The organism is Pseudomonas sp. MWU318 (genome assembly GCF_016756945.1).
Classification (GTDB): domain Bacteria; phylum Pseudomonadota; class Gammaproteobacteria; order Pseudomonadales; family Pseudomonadaceae; genus Aquipseudomonas; species Aquipseudomonas putida_A.
In genome coordinates this window covers 450,203-473,294 of sequence record NZ_JAESJL010000003.1, presented here as the reverse complement: position 1 = coordinate 473,294, position 23,092 = coordinate 450,203, and the positions used below count along the sequence as shown (strand labels likewise).

Here is a 23,092-nt window from a genome sequence, read left to right as displayed (position 1 = left end):
ACTGCCGGGATGGTGGTTTCACCGTGGGATGCCATGAATTTCATTCTTTACTCGGACGTCAACGATCGCTCCATCAGCCAGAGCCTGGGGCGTCCGGAATACAGCTATTACTTCGTGCTCAAGGCCTACCGTCCTGTGCTGGAAAGCCTTGGGCAAGTGCACGTGGTGTCGTCGGCGGCCGAAGTCGACCCGCTGTACCGCCAGTTGCAACTGGCCGGTCAGGATTGTCTCTTCCTTTCGTTCGCTCCGCCGCATAAAACCCCGACCGACCTGCAATGCCCGGTGGTCTGCGTGATTGCGTGGGAGTACGACTCGATCCCGGTCGCTCCTCGCGAAGAAGACGCTCACCATGACTGGAGCCAGATCCTCGCGCGTCACGGTCGGGCGATCACCCTGTCCAGCCACACGGCACAGGCCATTCGCCGGACCATGGGCGAAGATTTCCCGGTCCTGGTGTTGCCGACACCTTTGTGGGAAGGCTTCGCCGGGGTGCGCCGGCAGTTCCCGCCTGCTGCGGTGAACCCGGGCGCGGTGTTGCAGATCAAGGGCTGCATTATCGATAGTCGCACGCTCGGGTTGTCGGCCGATGGGCTGATCGCGCCCGCAGTCGATGTGCAGGAGCCGCAGCCCGAAGCGGTGGTCAAGCCCGAAGCCGCGCCACTGCCGCCACTGACCTTGCGCCGACGTGCGTTCATCACCAAACACTACCTGCGCGAAAGTTACCGGGCCGCCGCGACACCGAACGAGCACGGGCCGCTGTTTCTGCTCAAGCACAACCTGCTGCTGTGGTACCGCGAAGCCGTGCGCGATTTGCTGCCGGTCGCTCTACGCCGCCAGCTCTTCCGGTTGCGCACTCCAGCCCCTGAGCCGTTGCCGCCAGCGGTCAGTGTCGACGCACCGACGGCGGCCGAGCATCCACAGGCCTGCCTGCCGGACACCAGTTCCACGATCCAGGCCGAGGTCAGCGGCGTGGTGTATGTGAGCGTGTTCAACCCCGAAGACGGGCGCAAGAACTGGCATCACCTGATCACGGCTTTCTGCTGGGCCATGCGCGATGTCGAAGATGCCACGCTGGTGCTGAAGATGACGCAGAACGATCTGGCGACCTATTACGTGCACCTGATCACCTTGTTGTCGCAGTTGTCACCGTTCGCCTGCCGGGTGGTGGTCATGCACGGCTATCTGGAGGACGAAGAGTTCGCCAGGCTTTACGGTGCGGCCAGTTTCTACGTCAATGCGTCGCGCTGCGAAGGTCTGTGTCTGCCGCTGATGGAGTTCATGTCCTGCGCGCGTCCGGTGATTGCGCCGGACCATACGGCGATGCACGACTACATCGACGAACGTGTCGGTTTCATCGTCAAGTCCAGCCGTGAGCCGACCATCTGGCCGGATGATGTGCGGATCCTCTACCGCACTCTGCGCCATCGCCCGGACTGGGGCTCGTTGAAAAAGGCCTACGAGGACAGCTACGCCATGGCCAAGAACGATCCTCAGGCCTATCAGGCCATGGCTCATGCTGCCAATGAGCGCATGCGCGAGTACTGCAGTTTTGCTCCGGTGCAGCAGCGTCTGGCGCAGTTTCTTCAATTGACGCCGAGTGCAACGCCGCAGCTGATCGCCGAGGCAGGGACTGCATCATGCTGATCATCATTCATTCCGAAACCAACAAGAGCAATATTCAGCAGAACCTCGGCCGGCCCGAATACAGCTACTACTTTGTGCTCAAGGAATTCCGCCCGGTTCTGGAGCGCCTGGGGCAAGTGATTGAAGTGAGCAATCCGGACGACCTGGTCGATCGCCTGTACTTCGATTGCCTGAGCCGTGGCGAGGCGTGCGTATTTCTGTCGTTCTCACCGCCGCATCGCACGCCGATTCATTACGCCTGCCCGACCATCCCGGTATTTGCCTGGGAGTTCAGCACCATCCCCACCGAGAGCTGGCACGGCGAGCCGCGTCACGACTGGCGCGTGGTGTTGAACGCCTGCGGCATGGCGATTACCCATTCGAGTTTCACGGTGAACGCGGTCTGCGACGTGATGGGCGCGGACTATCCGATCTGCGCGATTCCCGCTCCCGTGTGGGATCGCTTCGCCGCACGCGGTGCGCAGTTGCGCAAGCAGCCGGTGGTTGAAGCGGTGCAGTTGAAGTTGCGCGGCCTGTTGCTCGACAGCCGTACGGTGGATCTACGCGCGTACGGTCCACCGGGGTTGTGCGAAGGCACGCCGCTGTCGTTTGCCGGGCCGCCGCAGGACTGCCAGTTGCAACTGGACGGCGTGGTCTACACCTCGGTGTTCAACCCGTACGACGGGCGCAAGAACTGGCAGGACATGATCAGTGCCTTCTGCACCACGTTCCGTGAGGTCGCCGATGCGACCCTGGTGCTTAAGCTCACGCACCATGACATCGCCAACGCCCTGAGCGACATGCTGCATCACCTGTACAAGAACCAGTCCTACCAGTGCCGGATCGTGCTGATCCACGGGTATCTGGCGGACGCCGATTATGAGGCGCTGGTGCAGGCCACCAGCTACGTGGTCAACAGTTCCTATGGCGAAGGGCAGTGCCTGCCGCTGATGGAGTTCATGTCCTGTGGCAAACCGGCCATCGCCCCGTTGAACACGGCGATGGCCGACTACGTCGACAGCGAAAACGCATTCATCGTCGCTTCCACCGAGGAGCTGACGGCCTGGCCCCACGACCCACGCGCCGCCTACCGTACCCTGCGCTACATGACCGATTGGGACTCGCTGTGCGCGGCGTATCGCGACAGCTACGCGGTGGCGAAAAACGATGTCGAACGCTATGCGCGGATGTCCCGGCATGCCGTGCACAACCTGCAGAAATTCTGCAGTCAGGCGAGCGCTGAAGAACGTCTGCGGAGCTTTTTGGCCCAGCGTGCGCAAGCCATCAAACCGTCGTCCGTGGAAGCCGCGAGCGCATGATCCGGCGCCTGCTCGCACGCTTGCGTCCGGCACCCTTGCCTGTCGCACCTGAGCCGCCCGGCCTGGTTTCGCCACGGGATGTGGGGTTGCATGACGCGATTCTCGACGGCTGGTTTTTGCAAGGCAGCGGCGAGTTGCTCAAGGGCTTCGCGATCACGGCTGACGACACCTTGCTCGACGTCGGTTGCGGCGAAGGCGTGGCGACGCTGTTCGCGGTGCGGCAGGGCGCCTCGGTAATCTTCACCGACAGCGAACATGCCAAGGTCCGCGATCTGGCCCGGCAGGTTGAGGCGCAGAGCACCAAGCCGAATCTGGGGCTGGTCAGCAACAGTCTGCCACTGCCGCTGGCCGCCGGTTGTGCGAGCAAAGTGGTGTGCATGGAAGTGCTGGAGCACATCGACCAGCCCGAACCGTTCATGGCCGAACTGGTGCGCATGGGCCGCCCGGGCGCGCAGTACCTGCTGAGTGTTCCGGCACCGGTAGGCGAGCACCTGCAACAGGGCATTGCCCCGGCCAGTTATTACCAGACGCCCAATCATGTGCAGATTTTCACCGAGCAGCGCTTTGCCGAACTGGTGGAGAACGCCGGGCTGGTGATAGAGCATCGACAGGCCAGCGGGTTCTTCTGGGTGATGGGCATGATTTTCTTCTGGGCCAGCGAACGCGCTGCGGGCCGTGACCTCGGTGGCGCGGTGCGCGACCGGATTCAGGCGCCGTATCCGCCGTTGATGGAAAGCTGGGCGCGCACCTGGCAAGACCTGCTGGCGCAGCCCGACGGTTTGGCAATCAAGCAGATGCTCGACCGCTTCATGCCCAAGAGCCAGGTGATCATCGCCCGCAAACCGCTGGCTGGCGAAGCCCGGAGTCAGCCATGAGTGCCAGGCGAATCATGGACATCGAGGTGCTGCGCGCCATTGCGGTGCTCGGGGTGTTGTTCCATCACTTGCAGGGCAGTCTGTTCACCGACACGGTGCCGTTGCTGGAAAAAATCCATGCCTGGGTGCAACCGTGGTGGGGCGTCGATCTGTTTTTCGCGATCTCCGGCTTCGTCATCGCGCGCAGCCTGATCCCCGCGCTGCAAGGCTGCACGACGCGTCAGGAGTACTGGCAGCAGACGCGCAATTTCTGGCTGCGGCGGGTGTTTCGCCTGTTGCCGTCGGCCTGGTTGTGGCTGGCGCTGATTCTCCTCGCGTGTGTGTTTCTCAACCGCTCCGGTGCCTTTGGCAGCTTGCACGCCAACCTGCAGGCGACGCTGGCGGGGGTGTTGCAGTACGCCAATTTCCGTTTTGCCGACAGTTTCTTTCATTACGAGTACGGCAGCAGTTTCGTCTACTGGAGCCTGGCGCTGGAGGAGCAGTTTTACCTGCTGTTCCCGCTGCTGATTGTGCTGTGCCGCAAGCATCTGGTCTGGGCCTTGCTGGCGCTGGTGGCGGTACAACTTTTCACCCTGCGCACGCCGTTGCTGATGGTGGTGCGCACTGATGCCCTGGCGCTCGGCGTGCTGCTGGCGCTGTGGAGTGCGCAACCTTCTTACCAGCGCTGGCAGCCGACGTTTCTGCGGCGACCGTGGGCTGGCGTGTCAGTGTTGATCGGCGTGGCGCTGCTGATGAGTTTCATGGCCACCGACCGTTTCACTTTCGCGCCTTATCGCATCGGCTCGATTGCCGTGCTCGGCGCGTTGCTGGTGTGGATTGCTTCGTACAACCGCGATTACCTGCTGCCGGCGGGCCATTTGCAGCGGCTGATGGCGTGGATCGGCAGTCGTTCCTACGGCATTTACCTGATTCATATCCCGGCCTATCTGCTAGTGCGGGAGCTGATCTTCCGTTTGCAGGCTGCCGGTTTACCGAGCCCGGCCGGGCACCCGATTCTCACCTTGCTGATCGCCTTCGGCCTGATCGTGCTGCTCAGCGAGCTGAACTACCGCTTCATCGAAATGCCGATGCGTAATCGCGGTGCTGCTCTGGTGCGGCGCCTCGATACGTCCCGAACCGCCGTTTCAACCCCCGGAGCCACCTCATGCTGAGCCTCTTGAAAAAACTCACGGCGGCGACGCCTGCACCGGCCCCCGCGCAACCCGTCGCCCCGGCAGCGGACAAGGTCGATCCGTACATGCTCGGCCTCTACGATGCCAAGCTCAGCGGCTGGTTCAATCAGGAGACCGGCGAGCTGTTCAAGGGCTTCCCGGTCACCGCCGATGACACCTTGCTCGATGTCGGCTGTGGTGACGGCGGCAACGTGCATTTCTGCGGCATGCGCGGGGCGAAGATCATCATTGCCGACATCGATGGCGCCAAGGTTGAGGCTACTCGCCAGCGCCTGAGCGATACCCCGGCGCGCAGCGTCGAGTGCCACGTCACCGACTGCAATCCGTTGCCGATTGCCGACGGCACCGCCACCCGCGTGGTGTCCACCGAAGTCATCGAGCACGTCGACGACCCGGCGCAGTTCCTCGCCGAGCTGGTGCGGGTCGGCCAGTCCGGTGCGTTGTATCTGCTGAGCGTGCCGCACCCAAGCTCGGAAGATTTGCAGAAGGACATTGCGGCGCCGGAGTATTTCCAGAAGCCCAACCACATTCGCATCATCAGTGAAGAGCAGTTCAAGACGATGGTCAGCGACGCCGGGCTGGAGCTCATCAGCCACAGCCAGTACGGTTTTTACTGGTCGATGTGGATGCTGCTGTTCTGGGAAGCCAAGGTCGATTTCAGCAACCCGGATCACCCGTTGCTCGAGCATTGGGCCAACACCTGGCAAGCGGTGCTCGATTCGCCGCGTGGTGCGCAGATCAAGCAGGCGCTGGACGCAGTGGTGGCGAAGAGTCAGGTGATCATTGCCCGCAAGCCCTGAGTGCTTTTGTGTAACCTTGCAGCCTGATGTCTCAGGGATCTGCAAGGTATGCGCGTTATCGTCGGGTTGTCGGCCATGCTGGCGGTGTTGTTGCTCTGTGCTTGTGAACGACAGGACGCAGCGCCACTCGATCAGCAACTCTACGTCTGGCAACGCCAATGGACGTCCGCCCATGAGCTCGCGCTGAAAGACAGCCGCAGCGACTTTTCGACCCTGCGCGTGCTGGCTTTGCAGGCATTCCCCAATGACGGCTGGCATCGGGCGCGTATCGATGCGCCGTTGCTCAAGTGCGATGGCCGGCCTCTGATCGCGGTGATTCGCCTCGACGGTCAGCTCAAGGCGCTCGATCAGCAGCAGGTGAGCGCAAAGATCCTTCAGATGCTGGCTGACTGGCAAGCGCAGGGGCTGACCGTGAGCGGGGTCGAGATCGATCACGACGCCGGTAATGCGCGCCTGCCGGCCTATACCGATTTCCTTGTGAACCTGCGTGGCGCATTGCCGGCCAACCTGCCGCTGAGCATCACTGCGTTACCGGCCTGGCTCGACAGTCCGCAACTGCCGGCGCTGCTGGCCAGCGTCGACAGCAGTGTGCTGCAGGTGCACGCGGTCAGCGATCCGCGTCGTGGTCTGTTCGACCCCGAGCAGGCGCGGCGCTGGGCCAAGGCCTGGGGGCAGGTGACCGACAAAGCGTTTTATCTGGCGCTGCCGGCCTACGGCGTGGCGCTGCTGCCGGATGCCGATGGCGCCCCGGTGGTGGAAAGTGAAGTGCCACTCGAGCGCGGCGGCCAGCGGCGCGAATTGCTCGCCGATCCGCAACAACTGAGCCGACTGGCCAATGACATGCGCGAGGATCGCCCGGAACATCTGGCCGGGTTGATCTGGTTTCGCCTGCCGCTACCCAATGATCGCCGCGCCTGGAGCCTGGGCACGCTGCGCGCCGTGGCCCGCGGTGATGCGTTGAGCAGCCAACTCGGTCTGGCGTTCAGCGACCACGATGGCCTGCAGGACATCGCCCTGCGCAATGTCGGAAACCTCGACAGTGCCTGGCCCGCACGTATCACCGTCAAGGCCAGCGCTTGCGAAGGCGCTGATGCGCTTGCCGGTTACTCGTTGCAACAGAGCGCGGATCTGCTTACCTTCACCCGCCTGCGCGACGGTCGTCTGCCGGCGGGCGGACAGCGCGCCATCGGTTGGGCACGCTGTGCATTCATTGATCAAGGAGGTTCGCATGTTGACCCGTAACTGGCCCCGCCATCTGCTCTGCCTGAGCCTCAGCCTGCCGCTGGGTTCGGCGCTGGCCTGCGGTCCGGACTTCCCGATGCGCCTGCTCGACAATCGCGGGCAAAGCCTGGCCGATTTGCCGGAGGGCAACTTCAACTTCGAGATCAGCCGCCTCGGCAAGACCATTGCCGGGCTGAAGAACGTCACCGCTGCGACGCACAATCCCGACGACATGTACGGCGACGCAAGCGAGCCTGCTGCGCTGCGCGAAAAAGCCGAGCAGGTCGGTCTGAGCGCCGAGCAACAGGCACTGGTCAAGCAACTGCGTGGCCTGAGCGATGCGCGTCAGGTCGAGGCGCAGGGCGCCAGCCTGCCAGCGGAAATCCGCTTGTACGTGGCCGGCGCGGTGGCGTTTGCCACTGGCGATCATCCGCTGGCGATCGAATACTTCAACAAAGTGCTGGCACTGCCGGCCGATCAGCGCCCGCTGCGCAGCACCTGGGCGGCTTATTCCCTGGGCCGTGCCTGGTTTGCCACGAGTGCCGAGGCGGGCGATGTCATCGAAGTGCTGGAGGACGCACGTGCGGCCTTCCGTCAGGCTCGACAACTGAGCATCGATGGTTTCAGCGATCCGCTGGAGCTGGGGGTTGCCAGCCTCGGTGAAGAGGCGCGGGTGCTGCGCAACGCCGGTGACTGGAACGGCGCCATCGAACTGTACGAAGCGCAGAACCTGCACGGTTCGGCCGTGGGTTACACCTCGCTGAAACAACTGATGAATGAGCTGGCCGAACTGCCCGAGCCGCAACTGGCGAAGCTGCTGGAGCGCAAGGCGGTGCAGCAACTGGTCACCGCTTCGTTGATCAGCCGCATGGGCTGGTCATTCGACGAGCAACCGCCGAATGAGAAGAAACTCATCAAGCTGCTGCAGGACAGCACCCGTGGCAGCCTGGAAAACGCCGATCGGCTGGCAGCGATGAACTATCAACAGGGTGATTACGCCAGCGCCAAGGCCTTCCTTGAAAACGCCGGTGACGGTGGATTGGCGTGGTGGCTGCGGGCCAAGCTGGCAGTGCGTGACGGCGATAAAAATGCCGCGGCTGCCGCCTATGCCAAAGCCGCGCAGGCGTTTCCGCAGAGCGAAGATTGGGGTTACCGACGCACTCCGGACTGGGACTTTGAAACCGTTCAGCCGAAATGCCGGGTCGAGGGCGAAAGCGCGATTCTCGCGCTGCAACGCGGCGAATACCTGCAAGCGTTCGTGCAGCTGTATCGCAGCAACAGCATCTACTGGTTCGACGCGGCGACGGTGGCCGAGCGCGTGCTGACGGTCGATGAGCTCAAGCGTTATGTCGATGACAACGTGCCGGCGCCGCCGGCGCTGACCCAGCAACAGCGCGACAATTACGTGCCGCTGCCGGTCGCCGCCAGCCTGCGCAATCTGCTGGGGCGACGCTTGCTGCGTGAAGGGCATTACGAGGAAGCGGTCGGCTATTTCGACAATCCCGATCTGCAGCACAAGGCCCGTCTGTACGGCGAGCAAAGGATGAAGGCTGACGCTGCGTGGTGGCCGACCAAACGCGCCAGCGCCTTGTACAACGCGGCGTGGACCGCGCGTGAATGGGGCATGGACATTCTCGGTTACGAGATGGCGCCGGACTACGCCACGTTTGGCGGCAACTACAGCCTGGAAAGCACCGAGCTGAAAGTCGGGCCGCTGGTGGCCGAGGCTGAAGTACAGCGTCAGAAGGCCAGCCAGGCGCAGCCGGACGAGCGTTATCACTACCGTTTTGTCGCCACCGCGCTGGCCAGCCGGGCCGCGGATAACTTGCCGCACACCAGTCAGGCGTTTGCTGCGGTGTTATGCAATGCCGTCGGTTTCAACAGCAGCCTGGAAGAGCAGAGCGCGCTGTATCGGCGTTACGTCAATGAAGGCGCGTACGTGCTGTGGGCGGTGGACTTCGGTAATCAGTGCCCCTATCCGGATTTCGAAAACGCCGACAAGCGTTACGTCACCCAGGTGACCGATGCCGCGCGCATGGCTCTGCGGCCTTACAAATGGCCGGTACAGATCGGCGCGATCGTACTGGCGGTCGGCGTTGCATTGGCGCTGATCAGCCGGCGCCAACGCAAGTCCCGCAAACCCTAGGCCTGCTGGATAAACGTCAAGCGCACGGCGAAGCCGATCAACAGGCTGCCGAACAGCCATTGCTGAACGCGTTGGGCGGTTGGACTGTGTTGCAGCCAACGGCCCAGCGCCGCGCCGGTCAGGGCATAGGCGCTGTCGAACAGCAGCCCCACGCCCACCAGCAGAACACCGAGGGTGGCAAATTGGGTCAGCACCGCTGCGCCGTCACTGACGATGAATTGCGGTAACAGCACCGAGCAGAACAGCAGCGCCTTGGGGTTGAGCAAATTGGTCAGCAGGCCACGGCGAATCGCCTCGCGCCATTGTCCTTGGGTGTCAGTCACGGCAGCCGTATTCAGGTTCGGCAGCAAGCTGCTGCGCAAGCATTGAATGCCGATCCACAGCAAGTACGCCGCACCAGCCAGGCGCACCAGATCAAACGTCCACGGCGCCGCCTTGAACAGCGCCGCCAGACCCAATGCCGCCAATGCCACGTGACAGCCCCGGGCGATCGCCAGGCCAACGGCGGTTGCCAGCGCCGCACCGCGACCCTGGCGGGCACCGGTTTGCAGCAACAGAATCATGTCCGGGCCGGGCAACAGGAAGACCACCGCCAATGCCAGAAAAAACAGCCAGAAACTCGTCATGTCGCAGCCCTTTCGTTATCGACTCGGTGAGCAAAGTCTATGGCGCAAGGGCGGGGCAGGTGCTTGCGAAGTCAGCTTCAAAAACCCTTGGGATTGGCATAACCTGCTTTCTTTTTGCGCCTTGACCAGCAGGATCTGCCAACCATGAAACTCGATGCTTTTGATCGCAAGATTCTCGCCGCCCTGCAGCGCAACGGACGGCTGAGCAACGTTGAGCTGGCGGACGAGATCGGCCTGTCGGCGTCACCTTGCCTGCGCCGGGTGCGGATGCTGGAGGAGGCCGGGGTGATTCGTGGCTATCAGGCCAACCTCGATCGTGATGAAGTGGGACTGGGGCTGACGGTGTTTGTCGGGGTCAAGGTCGAGCGCCACAACGATGAGCAGGCCGAAGCTTTTTACGCGGCAGTCACCGCACTGCCGGAAGTGATCTCGGCGTTTCTGGTGTCGGGGGAGTCGGACTTTCTGTTGCAGGTGGTGGTGCCGGACCTGCGCGCGTATGACCGCTTTCTTAGCGGCTGTCTGCTGAAGCTGCCGGGGGTGAGTGACATTCGCAGCAACTTTGCGATTCACACGGTGAAGACGCCGGGGGCGTTGCCGTTGGGGCATCTTCCGCTGTAGAGCGGGTTGCTCCCACATTCGACCGCAATCCTCCAGCGGGAACACGGTCAACTGTGGGAGCTGGCTTGCCAGCGATAGCGGTGTGTCAGCGACCGCAACGGTTAAAGGACTGACGCCATCGCTGGCAAGCCAGCTCCCACAGGGTTTGGGTGACCACCTACATTTGCGTCGCCATCCCCTCGACATTCATCGCCGCCTGACGCAGCGCCTCGGAGCGGGTCGGGTGCGGATGGCAAGTCAGCGCGATATCTTCGGCAGACGCACTGAACTCCATGGCCACGCAGTACTCACCGATCATTTCGCTGACGCTCGGGCCGACCAGATGCACGCCGAGAATTTCGTCCGTGCGTTCGTCGGCGAGGACTTTGGCGAAGCCTTCGGTCTCATGGTTGATCTTGGCCCGGCTGTTGGCGGTGAACGGAAACTTGCCGACCTTGTAAGCACGCCCTTCAGCCTTGAGCTGCTCTTCGGTCTTGCCGACGCTGGCCAGCTCCGGCCGAGTGTAGATGACGTTGGGGATCAGCTCGTAGTTGACCTCGCCGGCCTTGCCGACGATCTGTTCCACGCAGGCCATCGCTTCGTCTTCGGCCTTGTGCGCGAGCATCGGCCCGGATGTCACGTCACCGATTACCCAGACGCCGGAGGCTTCGGTGCGGTGCTGGCGGTTGGCGAGCATGCCGCGCTTGTCGGTGCTCAGGCCGACGTTCTCCAGGCCCAGGCCTTTGGTGTACGGGCGCCGGCCGATCGCGACCAGCACGTAGTCGGCTTCCAGTAACTCGGCGCTGCCACCGGCGGCGGGTTCGACGCTGAGTTGCACACCGTTGACCGAGGGGGTGGCGCTGGTGACCTTCGAACTCAATTTGAAGCTGATGCCTTGCTTGCTCAGCGAACGCTGCAGGGTTTTGCCGGCCTCGCCGTCGACACCGGGGCAGATGCGGTCAAGATATTCGACCACGGTCACCTGGGCGCCGAGACGCCGCCAGACCGAGCCCAGTTCCAGGCCGATCACCCCGGCGCCGATCACCACCAGATGCTTGGGCACTTCACTCAGCGACAGCGCGCCGGTGGAGTCGAGGATGCGTTGATTGTCGATCTCGACGCCGGGCAGGGGCGTGGGTTCGGAGCCGGTGGCGATGATGATGTCCTTGGCGCTCAATTCGGTCTTGTTGCCCTGATCGTCGGTCACGCTGACTTTGCCCGGGCCATCGATGTGGCCCCAGCCCTTGATCCAGTCGACCTTGTTCTTGCGAAACAGAAACTCGATGCCTTTGGTCAGTCCGCTGACGCTCTCGTCTTTCTGTTTCATCATTTGCGCGAGGTTGAGCGTGGGTTTGACCTCGATGCCGAGGTTGGCGAATTCCGCACCCATGGCCGCGTCGTACAGCTCCGAAGCATGCAGCAAGGCCTTCGACGGCATGCAACCGACGTTCAGGCAGGTGCCGCCGAGGGTGGCGCGGCCTTCCACGCAGGCTGCCTTCAGGCCCAGCTGGCCGGCGCGGATCGCCGCGTTATAACCACCGGGGCCGCCGCCCAGAATGACCACGTCGTAGTTGCTCATGCTGTTGCTCCTCGTTGGGGATGCGGATCGCTAAAAGTAGTCGGTCGATAAAATTACGAACGTAATATGTGCGTTTCCGGACATTTCGGTCAAGGCTTCAGGCAAGCGACAGGTTGCGCATCTTTAGATAAGCGAATTTGTGTACGAATATTTCACGCTTTTCGTTATATCGTAACGATAAGACCGGTGAATCAATGGCTTTGGGGTGATATGCAAGTCGATCTGAATGTCGATGGCACGCAAGTGACCGGGTTGCCGCGCTTTCAACAAGCGGCCGCGCAAGGGCGACGCTTGCGTCGTCTGGCCATCGGCCTCGGCGGATTGGCCGGGGCAGGGTGGCTGCTGGCGTTGTTTGTCGAGCTGTTTGCCGCGCAATCGATATGGCCGGTCTTGCTGGTGAATTTGGGTGCGGCGTTACTGGTGCTGGTCGCCGGCCTGCAGTCGGCGTGGTGGGTGACGCAATGGCGTGCAGGGGTGATTGACCCGCCGATATCGGTGGCGCTGACCGAGGAGCTGGAGCCAGTAGCGCCAGATGGTTGGTACGAACGGCTGCTGGAGCGATTGAGTCAGCGTGGTCTTCACCTGCTCGGTCAGATTGGTGCGGCCACGTTGTGGCTGGGCGGCTGGTCAGTGCTGATTGTGCTCGCCATCGGGCAGGTGTGGAATCTGACGTTGCCTGCCGCAGCAGTCGGGTTATCGGCCACGGTGGGCGCCGCGCTGATGTTGCTGTTGGGTTTCGGCTTGCTGGTGCTGGAGCGGCAACTGGCTCAGGAGAGTCCAGCGCAATGGCCGGAAGCCGGGGCCCTCGCGCAACTGACGCGAGTGGCGATCATCAGCCTGGTGCTGGGCGCGTTGTGCCTGCTGTTCGCCAGCGAGGCGTCGGTGTGGCCAGTACGGCTTGCGGTGTTGATCGGGATCTTGCCGGCATTCGTCGCGATCGAGTTGCTATTGCGCGCATTTCTATCGGTGTTCAGCCCTCGACGCGAGCAGCTCGAACCGACCGTGCTGGCGCGCAGTTTTGTTGCCGATATGCTGCGCTGGCCACCGCAGCCGTTGCTCGCCTTGCAGCACGAATTGCACAACCGTTTCGGCATCGATCTGCGTCAGATCTGGGCGTTCAGCTACATGCGCCGGGCCTTTCTGCCGGTGCTGGCGCTGGTCGCCGCGATCGGCTGGTTGCTGACCGGTATCCACGAAATCCCGCTGCAAGGGCGCGGCATCTACGAGCGCTTCGGCAAGCCGGTGCAAGTGTTCGGTCCGGGATTGCACGCCGGTCTGCCGTGGCCATTGGGCCGTGTATTGAACGTCGAGAATGGCGTGGTGCATGAGTTGGCGACCAGCGTCGGCGATGCTCCTGCCCCGACCCAGGCTGATCCTGCCGAAGGCCCGGCGCCGATGGCCGCCAACCGCTTGTGGGATGCCAGCCACGTCAACGACAAATCCCAGGTGATCGCCAGCAGCCGTGGCGATCAGCAGAGCTTTCAAATCGTCAACATGGACGTGCGCTTCGTTTATCGCATTGGCCTGGGTGATCAGGATGCCTTGGCCGCCACTTACAACAACGCTGATGTGCCGACGCTGATTCGCAGCACCGCGAGCCGGATTCTGGTGCACGATTTTGCCTCGCGCACCCTCGACGGTTTGCTCGGTGCTGACCGGGTAGGGCTGGGCGAAGAAATCGGCCATGCGGTGCAAGGCGATCTACAGAAACTCGACAGCGGTGTGGAGATTCTCGCCACCGTGGTCGAAGCAATTCACCCGCCAGCCGGTGCCGCCAACGCTTATCACGGCGTACAGGCGGCGCAGATCGGCGCGCAGGCGTTGATCTCCCGTGAGCGCGGTGCTGCGGCAGAGGCGAGTAACCAGGCGCAGTTGCAGGCCAGTCTCGCCCGCGATCAGGCGAGTGCCAGCGCCCGTGAAATCAACGCCACCGCGCAGGCGGCGGATCTGAAATTCAAGGCTGAGCAGAAAGCCTATGCCAGCGCTGGCCAGGCGTTCGTGCTCGAGCAATATCTGAGTCAGCTCAGCCTGGGTCTGAACAAGGCCAAATTGTTGGTACTCGACCACCGTTTAGGCGGCAGCAGCAATGCGCCGACCATCGATCTGCGTACGTTTACGCTGCCGGCTGATCCGACGCCTGCGCGCACCACCGCTCAACCAGGAGTTGCCCCTTGAGCCAGTCGCACACTCACGATTCGCATGACCACAGCGGCCACGATCATGGCCACGCCGGGCATCACCATCATCATGGGCATCATCACCATCACCACGGAGCGCCGGAAGAGCCGGGTCCATTCCCGTGGCGGCGCATGGGCTGGGCGTTGTTGCTGGTGGGGTTTGCCATTGCGGCGGCAAGCCTGGTGCAAGTGCGCTCGGGCGAGGCCACCGTCATTACTCGTTTCGGTAATCCGTCGCGGGTACTGCTTGAGCCGGGTTTGAGCTGGCGCTGGCCGGCGCCGTTCGAAGCGGCGATCCCGGTGGATCTGCGCCTGCGTACCACCTCCAGTGGTTTGCAGGATGTCGGCACCCGCGACGGTTTGCGCATCATCGTTCAGGCTTACGTGGCGTGGCAGGTGCAGGGCGACCCGGACAATGTGCAGCGTTTCATGCGCGCGGTGCAGAACCAGCCGGACGAAGCGGCGCGGCAGATTCGCACCTTTGTCGGCTCGGCGCTGGAAACCACCGCCAGCAGTTTCGATCTGGCGGATCTGGTGAATACCGATGCCAGCAAAGTGCGTATCGCCGATTTCGAAACGCAACTGCGTCAGCAGATCGACCAGCAACTGCTCGCCACTTACGGTGTGCGCGTGGTGCAAGTCGGCATCGAACGCCTGACTTTGCCTTCGGTCACGCTCACGGCCACGGTTGATCGGATGCGCGCCGAGCGTGAAACAATTGCCACCGAACGCACCGCCATCGGCAAGCGGGAAGCCGCGCAAATTCGCTCTGCTGCCGAGCGCGATGCGCGAATTGTTCAGGCTGACGCGACAGTTAAAGCTGCAGAAATCGAAGCGCAATCCCGAGTCGAAGCCGCGCAAATCTACGGCCGTGCCTACGCTGGCTCGCCGCAGCTGTACAACCTGCTGCGCTCGCTCGATACCCTCGGCACCATCGTGACCCCGGACACCAAGCTGATCCTGCGTACCGACGCCGCGCCATTCCGCGTGCTGGTGGACGGCCCGCCGAATGTTGAAAATAAATTCGGATCGCAGCCATGAGTGATGAAGTTCCACGTGGAACACATTCGTTGAGCAGTCCGTGGATTCAGGCCGGACGTCTGGCGTTTTTCGCCTTATATGCGGTGACGGTATTGGCTGCGTTGGCGTGGGCGTTTTCCAATGTGCGGCAAATTGATCCGCAAAATCGCGCTGTGGTTCTGCACTTTGGCGCACTGCAACGCGTCCAGAATGCCGGGCTGTTGCTGGCCTGGCCGCAGCCGTTCGAGCAGGTGGTTTTGCTGCCGGCAGCGGATCGGGTCATCGAGCGCCGAGTGGAGAACCTGCTGCGCAGCAGTGAGGCTATCAAAGCTGATCGTGTAGCAACCTTCGCCACGCCACTGAGCGATGCACTGGCCGGTTCCGGCTATTTGCTGACCGGCGACGCCGGCGTTGTGCAATTGGATGTGCGGGTGTTTTACAAGGTCAGCGATCCCTATGACTTCGTGCTGCAGGGGGAGCATGTGCTGCCGGCACTGGATCGGCTGGTCACCCGCAGCGCGGTGGCACTGACCGCTGCTCGGGATCTGGATACGATTCTGGTCGCACGGCCGGAGTTGATCGGCGCCGACAATCAGGCCGCTGAACGCCGCGAACGCCTGCGCGGTGATCTGGTGCAAGGCATCAACAAGCGTCTGGCTGAATTGAAGGCGAGCGGGCAGGGCATCGGCATCGAAGTGGCGCGGGTCGATGTTCAATCGAGTCTGCCCGACCCGGCCGTCAGTGCCTTTAATGCGGTGTTGACCGCCAGTCAGCAGGCCGACAAAGCCGTCGCCAATGCACGCACCGAGGCGGAAAAACTCACCCAAACCGCCAACGAACAAGCCGACCGTACTCTGCAAGTGGCCCATGCTCAGGCCGGCGAACGGCTGGCAAAAGCCTCTGCCGACACTGCCACGGTAATGAGCCTGGCCAAGGCGCAACAACAGGGCACCGACCCGCAGATGCTCCTGCGGCTATACCGCGAACGCATGCCGAAGATCCTCGGCCAGGCCGGGTCAGTGACCACGGTCGATCCGAAAGATGATTCCCGCCTGATCATTCAGGGAGCCAGTAAATGACTGCGACCACCGCTGCACCGAGCCTGTTGTCCTCGGCCGAACAGCGCCGCGCTGCACGGCAATTGACACTGGCGATGCTCGCCCTTGGCTTGCTCGGCCTCGGTCTGATCTGGCGTTGGCTGGTGCCGGAGCAAACCGGTGTCAGTCAGTTGCTGCTGGGTTTCGCCTCCTTATTAGTGGCGGTGCCGGTGATGCGCTCGGCGTGGTACAGCCTGCGTTATCCAAGCCTGCACGGCATCACCGATCAACTGATTGCCCTGGCGATGCTCGGTGCGTGGGCGACCGGCGATCTGCTGACGGCGGCGTTGCTGCCAATCATTATGATCTTCGGCCATGTGCTGGAAGAGCGCAGCGTGATCGGCTCGCAGGAAGCGATTCATGCTCTCGGCCAATTGACCCGCAGCCACGCGCGCAAGATTCAGGCGGACGGCTCGATCATCGAAGTCGATAACGGCACGCTCAAACCCGGCGACACGGTCGAGGTGCGTGCAGGAGATCGGGTGCCGGCGGATGGCCGGGTGCTGTTCGGTCAGGCCAGCCTCGACACGGCGTCGATCACCGGCGAATCGGTTCCGGTGGAAACGGCGGTGGGCATGACGGTGTTTGGCGGGGCGATCAACCTCGACGGCTTGCTGCGCGTTGAGGTGACCCGTACCGGCGATCAATCGACGTTGGGCAAAGTCATCGCGCTGATGCAGAACGCCGAGCGCTCGAAGCCACCGATCACCCGCCTGCTTGAACGTTATGCCGGCAGCTACATGGTGCTGGTGTTGCTGTTGGCGGCGGTGACCTGGTTTGTCACTAATGACGCGCAAGCGATGCTCGCGGTGCTGGTGGCGGCCTGTCCCTGTGCCTTGGTGCTGTCGGCACCGGCCACGGCGATTGCCGGAGTGGCGGTGGCAGCGCGCCACGGCATTCTGATCCGTAGCTCGGCGTTTCTCGAAGAACTGGCGGACCTCACCTCGTTGGTGGTCGACAAGACCGGCACCCTGACTTACGGCACCTTGCGTCTGCAATCGATCAACAGCCCGCGTCTGCAACAGTCCGCGGTCATGGCGTTGGCGGCCAGTCTTGGCGCGGCCAGCAGTCATCCGGTCAGCCGGGCACTGGCGGGGCTGGTCAGTCAGGAGCAGAGCCTGCCGCTGACGGACATTCACGAGCGTCAGGGCCTCGGGGTCGTGGCCATGACCGCGCAAGGCGAGGCGGCGCTGGGACGTCCCGAACTGTTCGCGCAACTGGGCATCGTCACTACCATCGTTCCCGAGCACGACGGGCCGATTGCCGGATTGGCGCTGAACGGCGAATTTGTCGCCTGGCTGTTGCTGGCCGACAGCGTCAAACCGGAAGCGCGCTTTGCCCTCGCTGAATTGCGCGAACTGGGGCTGGGTCGCCAACTGCTGCTGACCGGCGACCGCCAAAGTGTTGCGCAGACACTGGCCCACGAGGTCGGCCTGCAAGAGGTGGAAGCGCAGGCGCTGCCTGAGGACAAGCTCAACCGCGTACTCAAGGAAATCGACAATGGCTTCCGGCCGATGGTGGTGGGCGACGGCATCAATGATTCGCTGGCGCTCAAGGCCGGTGTGGTCGGTGTGGCGATGGGCGCCGGCGGTGCCGACATTGCGCTGGCCTCGGCGGATATCGTGTTGATCGGCAGCGATCTGCGCCGTCTGGGCACCTGTGTGCGGCTCAGTCGTCAGTGCCGTCGAACCTTGCAGGTCAACGTGATCATCGGCCTGGGCTGGACCCTGGCGATCGTGGTGTTTGCGGCATTCGGCTGGCTCGGCGCGGCCGGGGCGATGATCGCCGCTCTGCTGCACAACCTCAGTACGTTGCTGGTGTTGGGCAATGCCGGACGACTGCTGCGGTTTCAGGAGCCATTGCTCAAGCTCAAGGATGATCACTGAAATGAGTTTCAGCGAACTGTGCGCCGAATAGGCAGTCATTTATGTAGAAGGCGCACACTTCATTGCCGGTTTCGGTGTCGAAAACACGAGTTGCATTCCGGCCTGTTGGAGCGTCTGAAACGATAGTCTCGGCTAATTAAATCGATAGCCTGCTATTTTTCAAGGATGGTCTACCCTCAGATCTGACGTCTGAAACAAGGGGGGATTTTCCATGCTCGCGCAACTTCCACCGGCCTTACAGAATCTGCAGCTTCCGCTTCGCTTGCGACTCTGGGATGGTCATGAGTTCAATCTGGGGCCGACGCCCAGCGTTACCATTGTGGTCAAGGACCCGACGATGGTCACCCAGTTCACCCATCCAAGTCTCGACGCGCTGGGGGCGGCGTTTGTCGAAGGCAGGCTCGAACTGGAGGGCTCGATCAGCGAGGTCATCCGGGTCTGCGACGAATTGAGCAGCGCCTTGCTCGATGAGGACGAAAGCGCCCAGCCAGTGCGTGCGGTGCACGACAAGGAAACCGACGCCAAAGCCATTTCCTATCACTACGACCTGTCCAACGCGTTCTATCAGCTGTGGCTGGACAGCGACATGGCGTATTCCTGCGCGTATTTCGAAACCGGCAGTGAAACCCTCGAACAAGCGCAACAGGCCAAGTTCCGCCATCTGTGTCGCAAGCTGCGTTTGCAGCCTGGCGATTACCTGCTGGATGTAGGGTGCGGCTGGGGTGGTCTGGCGCGTTACGCCGCGCGTGAATTCGGCGCCAAGGTGTTCGGCATCACCCTGAGCAAGGAACAGCTGGAACTGGCCCGCGAGCGCGTCAAAGCCGAGGGCCTGGAAGATCAGGTTGAACTGCAATTGCTCGACTATCGCGATCTGCCGCAGGACGGGCGTTTCGATAAGGTGGTCAGCGTCGGAATGTTCGAACACGTCGGTCACGCCAATCTCGCCGAGTACTGCAAGGTCCTGTTCGGCGCGGTGAAGGAGGGTGGTCTGGTGATGAACCACGGCATCACCGCAAAACATACCGACGGCCGTCCGGTAGGACGCGGCGCTGGCGACTTCATCGAGAAATACGTGTTCCCCAACGGTGAGCTGCCGCACCTGGCGATGATCTCGGCCGAGATCAGCGAAGCCGGGCTGGAGATTGTCGACGTCGAAAGCCTGCGTCTGCATTACGCGCGTACGCTGGATCACTGGAGCGAGCGTCTTGAGGACAACCTCGAAGCGGCCGGGAAACTGGTACCGGATCAGGCGTTGCGTATCTGGCGGCTGTATCTGGCTGGATGTGCCTACGCGTTCGCGCGTGGCTGGATCAACCTGCACCAGATTCTTGCGGTGAAGGCGCATCCGGATGGCAGCCATGAACTGCCCTGGACCCGCGACGACATTTATCACCCCTGAGGCCTGACGACCGTTCGCTCGTTCGAGCGAGCGGCCGGTTAAAGAATCGGTGAAATAAGCCGGGCGATCCGCATGCCGAGCTGTTGCAGGCGGTGGATCTCTCGGCTTTCTTCTTTGGCGACTTCATAAGCCTGCTCGAAATCATCGTTGAGCATGCGTTCCACGTGGGCGGCGAATTCGCTGTCGACGGTCAGCAGCATCACTTCGAAATTCAGCCGGAACGAACGGTTGTCCAGATTGGCGCTGCCGATGGCGCTGATTTCGCTGTCGATTAACACCACTTTCTGATGCAGGAACCCCGGCTCGTAGCGGAATACCCGCACGCCGGCGCGTACTGCTTCGAACGCGTAGAGGCTGGACGCGGCGTAAACGATGCGGTGATCAGGGCGTGAGGGCAGCAGCAGGCGCACGTCGACGCCGCGCAGCACCGCCAGGCGCAACGCGGCGAATACTGCCTCATCGGGAATGAAATACGGGCTGGTGATCCACACTCGTTCCGTCGCCGCGTGGATGGCTTCGACGAAGAACAGTGAACAGGTTTCGTAGGCATCCGCCGGGCCGCTCGCCAGCAATTGGCAGAGCACGCCATCTTCCGGGTAGACATCCGGCAGGATCAGCGGTGGCAACGTCCGTGCTGCCCAGAACCAGTCCTCGGCAAACGACTCCTGCATGCAGGCCACCACCGGCCCGCGCACCTGAACATGGGTATCGCGCCACGGCGCCAGGGGCGGTTTCTCGCCCATGTATTCATCGCCGACGTTATGCCCGCCGACGAAGCCGAGTACGCCATCGACCACTACGATTTTGCGGTGGTTGCGGAAATTCACCTGGAAGCGATTGAGCCAGCCGCTGCGTGTGGCGAAGGCTTTGACCTCGACACCGCCATCGCGCAGCGCCTGCACATAACTGTGGGGCAGGGCGTGGCTGCCGATGCGGTCGTAGAGCAGATGAATTGCCACACCTTCCGCGGCCTTCTTCAGTAACAGGTCGCGCAGGCGCTGCCCGAGGCGGTCGTCATGGATGATGAAAAACTGCACCAGTACGGCTTCGCGCGCTTGATCGATAGCCTGGAAAATCGCCTCAAAGGTCGCGTGGCCATTCACCAGCAGTTGCACTTGGTTGTTCGCCAGGCACGGCATGCGCCCCAGTTTGGGCATGGCGCGCAGCGAGGCGTAGGCATTCGAGGCGCGAGCGGTGAGGGCTTCTTCGACCCATGGGCGCCAGTTCAACTCGGAGATCGCCTGACGCATCTGTTCGTTGGCCTGACGTCGCGCCTTGATATAGCCGTCGAAGGTGCTGCGGCCGAAAACCAGATAAGGGATGAGGGTCAGGTAGGGAATGAAAATAAGCGACAATGCCCAGGCGATCGAGCCTTGGGCGGTGCGTACGGTCAGCACCGCATGGATGGCGGCGATCAAGCCGAGGCTATGTATCAGGGCGATCAGATAACCGAAAATGTGCGGTCCAAAATAATCCATGGGGCAGCCTTGCTCCTGAAGACTCAATGCGTAACAGACCATGTTCCGAGGCGAATGTCGCTATTTAATTGGTGCATGAACCGAAGCAATCGGCCGACGTCTAACGGCCACTACTGATCAGGAGTTTTTCGATGAACGTTCGTCTGCTGGGTTTGGCGCTGGGCCTGGGTTTGGCAATGCCGTTGGTAGCGCAGGCGCAAATGCTGCAGCCGGGGCTGTGGGAAATGACCTCAAGCAACGTCAAGGTCGATGACCAGCCCATGGATGTGCAATCGATTCTTGGCCAGTTGCAAGGCCAGATGACCCCGCAACAGCGCGCGGCGCTGGAGAAGAACGGGATCAACATCGGCGGCAAGGGCATTCGTGCCTGCCTGACGCCGCAGCAAGTGGCGACCAACGATATTCCGCTGGCCGATCCGCAATCGGGCTGCAAACAGCAGATCACCGAACGCACCGGCAACCAGTGGAAATTCCGCTTCAGCTGCCCGAAAGCGCAAGGTACGGGTGTCGCGACGTTCCTCAGTGATCGTGAGTTCACCACGGTGGCCAACGGCACGTTCAATGCGATCGGGATCAACCAGAAGGGCAGCCTGGAAACCCGCGCTGTGTGGTTGGGTCAGGATTGCGGCACTGTGAAGCCAAGAGCTTAAAAGCTTCGCGAGCAAGCTCGCTCCCACAGGGCTGGCGCTATTCCTGTAGGAGCGAGCCTGCTCGCGAAGACGTCCTGTCAAACGGCTGATCATTCAGCGCATAAACCGCAGCGCCAGCCCCTGACATCCTTCGTTGATACGCTGCTCCCGCCAGGCAATCTGCCCCGACACCAACGTGGTATTCACCCGATAGCGAAAAGTCCTGTCAGCAAAAGGCGTCCATCCGCACTGTGACAGGATCGGTTGCCGAGACACTTCCAGCGCCGCTGGCTCCACCAGCACCAGATCCGCCCAATACCCTTCACGCAAATAACCACGATCCGGAATCGCAAACAGATCCGCCACCCGATGGCTGGTCTTCGCCACCAACGTGGTGATCGGCAGCACGCCATCGGCCACCAGCTCCAGCAGTGCCGGCAAGGCGTGTTGGACCAGCGGTAAACCGGAAGGCGCATCGGCATACGGGCGCTGTTTTTCTGCCCAGGTATGCGGAGCGTGATCGCTGCCGATCACATCCAGTCGATTGCTCAACAGCGCCGCGCGCAAGGCATCGCGGTCGGCTTGTGTCTTGATCGCCGGATTGCACTTGATCAGGTTGCCGAGGGCCGGATAGTCGCGGTCATCGAATAGCAGATGATGCAGGCAGACTTCGGCCGTGATGTGTTTCTGTGCGAGCGGCTTGTCCTCGAACAACTCGAGTTCGCGAGCGGTGGTCAGATGCAAAACGTGCAGGCGGGTGCCGTGACGTCTGGCCAGTTCCACCGCCAGCGAAGAGGAGCGGTAGCAAGCCTCGGCATCGCGAATCAGTGCATGGATATTCGCTGGCAGGTGTTCGCCGAGGCGTTCGCACAGACGTGCTGCATTGGCCTCGATGCTCGGCGTGTGTTCGCAATGCGCCAGCAGTATTGTCGGCACTTCGGCGAATAAACGCTCGAGAGTCCTCGGATCGTCCACCAACATGTTGCCGGTGGACGCGCCCATGAACACTTTGACCCCGGCCACTTCGCAGGGGTTGAGTGCGGCGACGGTGTCGAGGTTGTGCCGGCTCACACCGAAGTGGAAGCCATAGTTGGCCACGGAGTTGATCGCCGCCCGGCGTTTTTTATCCGCCAGCGCTTCGAGGGTGAGGGTGGCCGGTTGGGTGTTGGGCATGTCCATGAAGCTGGTGATGCCGCCCGCCACCGCTGCGCGCGACTCGGTGTGGATGCAGCCCTTGGCCGGCGCCCCCGGTTCGCGAAAATGCACCTGATCATCAATCATCCCCGGCAACAGCCATTGGCCGTTGGCGTCGATTTCCACACAGGCATTTTCACCGTCGATGCTGCGCGCGATCTTGACGATGCGGCCATGGCTGACCAGCAGATCACCGTCGAACTCGCGTCCTTCATTGACCAGTCTGGCGTTGCGAATCAGCACACTGCTCATGA

General features: G+C 62.2%; 18 protein-coding genes. 14 read left to right on the top strand and 4 right to left on the bottom strand.

Going from position 1 to position 23,092, the window contains the following annotated elements; genetic code table 11:
- Positions 1–33 precede the first annotated feature (33 nt).
- The 7 genes from JN524_RS10195 to JN524_RS10165 are packed head-to-tail and all read left to right on the top strand — an operon-like array spanning position 34 to position 9,156.
- Positions 34–1,644 carry a glycosyltransferase gene (locus tag JN524_RS10195; RefSeq protein ID WP_202369265.1) on the top strand — a complete coding sequence of 537 codons (1,611 nt, stop codon included), beginning with the start codon at positions 34–36 and terminating at the stop codon, positions 1,642–1,644.
- Positions 1,638–2,942, top strand: a complete 1,305-nt coding sequence (locus JN524_RS10190) for a glycosyltransferase (protein WP_202369264.1) — start codon at positions 1,638–1,640, stop codon at positions 2,940–2,942. Before JN524_RS10195 ends, JN524_RS10190 begins: the two co-directional genes overlap by 7 nt.
- Positions 2,939–3,817: a class I SAM-dependent methyltransferase gene (locus JN524_RS10185; RefSeq protein WP_202369263.1), complete on the top strand. Its 879-nt coding sequence runs from the start codon at positions 2,939–2,941 to the stop codon at positions 3,815–3,817. The genes JN524_RS10190 and JN524_RS10185 overlap by 4 nt, the downstream gene beginning before the upstream one ends.
- A complete protein-coding gene (locus JN524_RS10180; protein ID WP_202369262.1) occupies positions 3,814–4,968 on the top strand; it encodes an acyltransferase family protein in 1,155 nt (384 codons plus the stop codon). The genes JN524_RS10185 and JN524_RS10180 overlap by 4 nt, the downstream gene beginning before the upstream one ends.
- A complete protein-coding gene (locus JN524_RS10175; protein ID WP_202369261.1) occupies positions 4,962–5,789 on the top strand; it encodes a class I SAM-dependent methyltransferase in 828 nt (275 codons plus the stop codon). Before JN524_RS10180 ends, JN524_RS10175 begins: the two co-directional genes overlap by 7 nt.
- Positions 5,790–5,837: 48 nt before the next feature.
- The gene (locus tag JN524_RS10170) at positions 5,838–7,031 is read left to right on the top strand and encodes a DUF3142 domain-containing protein (protein WP_202369260.1); all 1,194 of its coding nucleotides are present in this window, start codon (positions 5,838–5,840) and stop codon (positions 7,029–7,031) included.
- Positions 7,018–9,156 (top strand): hypothetical protein, encoded by a 2,139-nt coding sequence (locus tag JN524_RS10165; RefSeq protein ID WP_202369259.1) that lies wholly within the window; start codon positions 7,018–7,020, stop codon positions 9,154–9,156. The genes JN524_RS10170 and JN524_RS10165 overlap by 14 nt, the downstream gene beginning before the upstream one ends.
- On the opposite strand, the gene JN524_RS10160 is transcribed toward JN524_RS10165, so the two are convergent.
- A complete protein-coding gene (locus tag JN524_RS10160) occupies positions 9,153–9,782 on the bottom strand; it encodes a LysE family translocator (RefSeq protein ID WP_202369258.1) in 630 nt (209 codons plus the stop codon). The genes JN524_RS10165 and JN524_RS10160 overlap by 4 nt on opposite strands.
- Positions 9,783–9,926: 144 nt before the next feature.
- Here JN524_RS10160 and JN524_RS10155 point away from each other — a divergent pair, with 144 nt between their 5' ends.
- Positions 9,927–10,400, top strand: a complete 474-nt coding sequence (locus JN524_RS10155) for an Lrp/AsnC family transcriptional regulator (RefSeq protein WP_007960832.1) — start codon at positions 9,927–9,929, stop codon at positions 10,398–10,400.
- Positions 10,401–10,557: 157 nt separating this feature from the next.
- On the opposite strand, the gene lpdA is transcribed toward JN524_RS10155, so the two are convergent.
- Positions 10,558–11,958, bottom strand: coding sequence for a dihydrolipoyl dehydrogenase (gene lpdA, locus JN524_RS10150; protein ID WP_202369257.1), 1,401 nt, complete (start codon positions 11,956–11,958; stop codon positions 10,558–10,560).
- A 210-nt stretch (positions 11,959–12,168) separates the two neighbouring features.
- On the opposite strand from lpdA, the gene hflK (JN524_RS10145) reads away from it, so the two are divergent.
- The 5 genes from hflK (JN524_RS10145) (at position 12,169) to cfaB (ending at position 19,537) form a co-directional block, all read left to right on the top strand.
- On the top strand, positions 12,169–14,133 hold the full coding sequence (gene hflK, locus JN524_RS10145) for a protease modulator HflK (RefSeq protein ID WP_202369352.1): 1,965 nt from the start codon (positions 12,169–12,171) through the stop codon (positions 14,131–14,133).
- Positions 14,130–15,176 (top strand): protease modulator HflC, encoded by a 1,047-nt coding sequence (gene hflC, locus JN524_RS10140; RefSeq protein WP_202369256.1) that lies wholly within the window; start codon positions 14,130–14,132, stop codon positions 15,174–15,176. The genes hflK (JN524_RS10145) and hflC overlap by 4 nt, the downstream gene beginning before the upstream one ends.
- A complete protein-coding gene (gene hflK, locus JN524_RS10135; protein WP_139055057.1) occupies positions 15,173–16,234 on the top strand; it encodes a protease modulator HflK in 1,062 nt (353 codons plus the stop codon). The genes hflC and hflK (JN524_RS10135) overlap by 4 nt, the downstream gene beginning before the upstream one ends.
- The gene (locus tag JN524_RS10130) at positions 16,231–18,138 is read left to right on the top strand and encodes a heavy metal translocating P-type ATPase (protein WP_202369255.1); all 1,908 of its coding nucleotides are present in this window, start codon (positions 16,231–16,233) and stop codon (positions 18,136–18,138) included. The genes hflK (JN524_RS10135) and JN524_RS10130 overlap by 4 nt, the downstream gene beginning before the upstream one ends.
- Positions 18,139–18,349: 211 nt before the next feature.
- Complete coding sequence (gene cfaB / locus JN524_RS10125) at positions 18,350–19,537, top strand: C17 cyclopropane fatty acid synthase CfaB (protein WP_027610322.1); 1,188 nt, start codon at positions 18,350–18,352, stop codon at positions 19,535–19,537.
- Positions 19,538–19,575: 38 nt separating this feature from the next.
- Here the strand turns inward: cfaB and cls are convergent, their stop codons facing one another.
- A complete protein-coding gene (cls, locus tag JN524_RS10120; protein ID WP_202369254.1) occupies positions 19,576–21,015 on the bottom strand; it encodes a cardiolipin synthase in 1,440 nt (479 codons plus the stop codon).
- A 131-nt stretch (positions 21,016–21,146) separates the two neighbouring features.
- Between cls and JN524_RS10115 the strand changes: the two genes are divergently transcribed.
- A complete protein-coding gene (locus tag JN524_RS10115; protein WP_007960849.1) occupies positions 21,147–21,665 on the top strand; it encodes a DUF3617 domain-containing protein in 519 nt (172 codons plus the stop codon).
- A 93-nt stretch (positions 21,666–21,758) separates the two neighbouring features.
- Here JN524_RS10115 and JN524_RS10110 read toward each other — a convergent pair whose 3' ends face one another.
- The gene (locus tag JN524_RS10110) at positions 21,759–23,090 is read right to left on the bottom strand and encodes a dihydroorotase (RefSeq protein WP_202369253.1); all 1,332 of its coding nucleotides are present in this window, start codon (positions 23,088–23,090) and stop codon (positions 21,759–21,761) included.
- Positions 23,091–23,092: the final 2 nt, after the last annotated feature.

Bases quoted from the DNA above. Each gene is read 5' to 3' on its own strand.
- JN524_RS10175 (WP_202369261.1), top strand. From the start codon at position 4,962: ATGCTGAGCCTCTTGAAAAAACTCACGGCGGCGACGCCTGCACCGGCC.
- JN524_RS10115 (WP_007960849.1), top strand. From the start codon at position 21,147: ATGAACGTTCGTCTGCTGGGTTTGGCGCTGGGCCTGGGTTTGGCAATG.
- JN524_RS10160 (WP_202369258.1), bottom strand. From the start codon at position 9,782: ATGACGAGTTTCTGGCTGTTTTTTCTGGCATTGGCGGTGGTCTTCCTG.
- JN524_RS10170 (WP_202369260.1), top strand. From the start codon at position 5,838: ATGCGCGTTATCGTCGGGTTGTCGGCCATGCTGGCGGTGTTGTTGCTC.
- JN524_RS10165 (WP_202369259.1), top strand. From the start codon at position 7,018: ATGTTGACCCGTAACTGGCCCCGCCATCTGCTCTGCCTGAGCCTCAGC.
- cfaB (WP_027610322.1), top strand. From the start codon at position 18,350: ATGCTCGCGCAACTTCCACCGGCCTTACAGAATCTGCAGCTTCCGCTT.
- JN524_RS10130 (WP_202369255.1), top strand. From the start codon at position 16,231: ATGACTGCGACCACCGCTGCACCGAGCCTGTTGTCCTCGGCCGAACAG.
- JN524_RS10110 (WP_202369253.1), bottom strand. From the start codon at position 23,090: ATGAGCAGTGTGCTGATTCGCAACGCCAGACTGGTCAATGAAGGACGC.
- JN524_RS10195 (WP_202369265.1), top strand. From the start codon at position 34: ATGAATTTCATTCTTTACTCGGACGTCAACGATCGCTCCATCAGCCAG.
- hflK (WP_139055057.1), top strand. From the start codon at position 15,173: ATGAGTGATGAAGTTCCACGTGGAACACATTCGTTGAGCAGTCCGTGG.
- JN524_RS10180 (WP_202369262.1), top strand. From the start codon at position 3,814: ATGAGTGCCAGGCGAATCATGGACATCGAGGTGCTGCGCGCCATTGCG.
- hflK (WP_202369352.1), top strand. From the start codon at position 12,169: ATGCAAGTCGATCTGAATGTCGATGGCACGCAAGTGACCGGGTTGCCG.
- JN524_RS10155 (WP_007960832.1), top strand. From the start codon at position 9,927: ATGAAACTCGATGCTTTTGATCGCAAGATTCTCGCCGCCCTGCAGCGC.
- JN524_RS10190 (WP_202369264.1), top strand. From the start codon at position 1,638: ATGCTGATCATCATTCATTCCGAAACCAACAAGAGCAATATTCAGCAG.
- cls (WP_202369254.1), bottom strand. From the start codon at position 21,015: ATGGATTATTTTGGACCGCACATTTTCGGTTATCTGATCGCCCTGATA.
- JN524_RS10185 (WP_202369263.1), top strand. From the start codon at position 2,939: ATGATCCGGCGCCTGCTCGCACGCTTGCGTCCGGCACCCTTGCCTGTC.
- lpdA (WP_202369257.1), bottom strand. From the start codon at position 11,958: ATGAGCAACTACGACGTGGTCATTCTGGGCGGCGGCCCCGGTGGTTAT.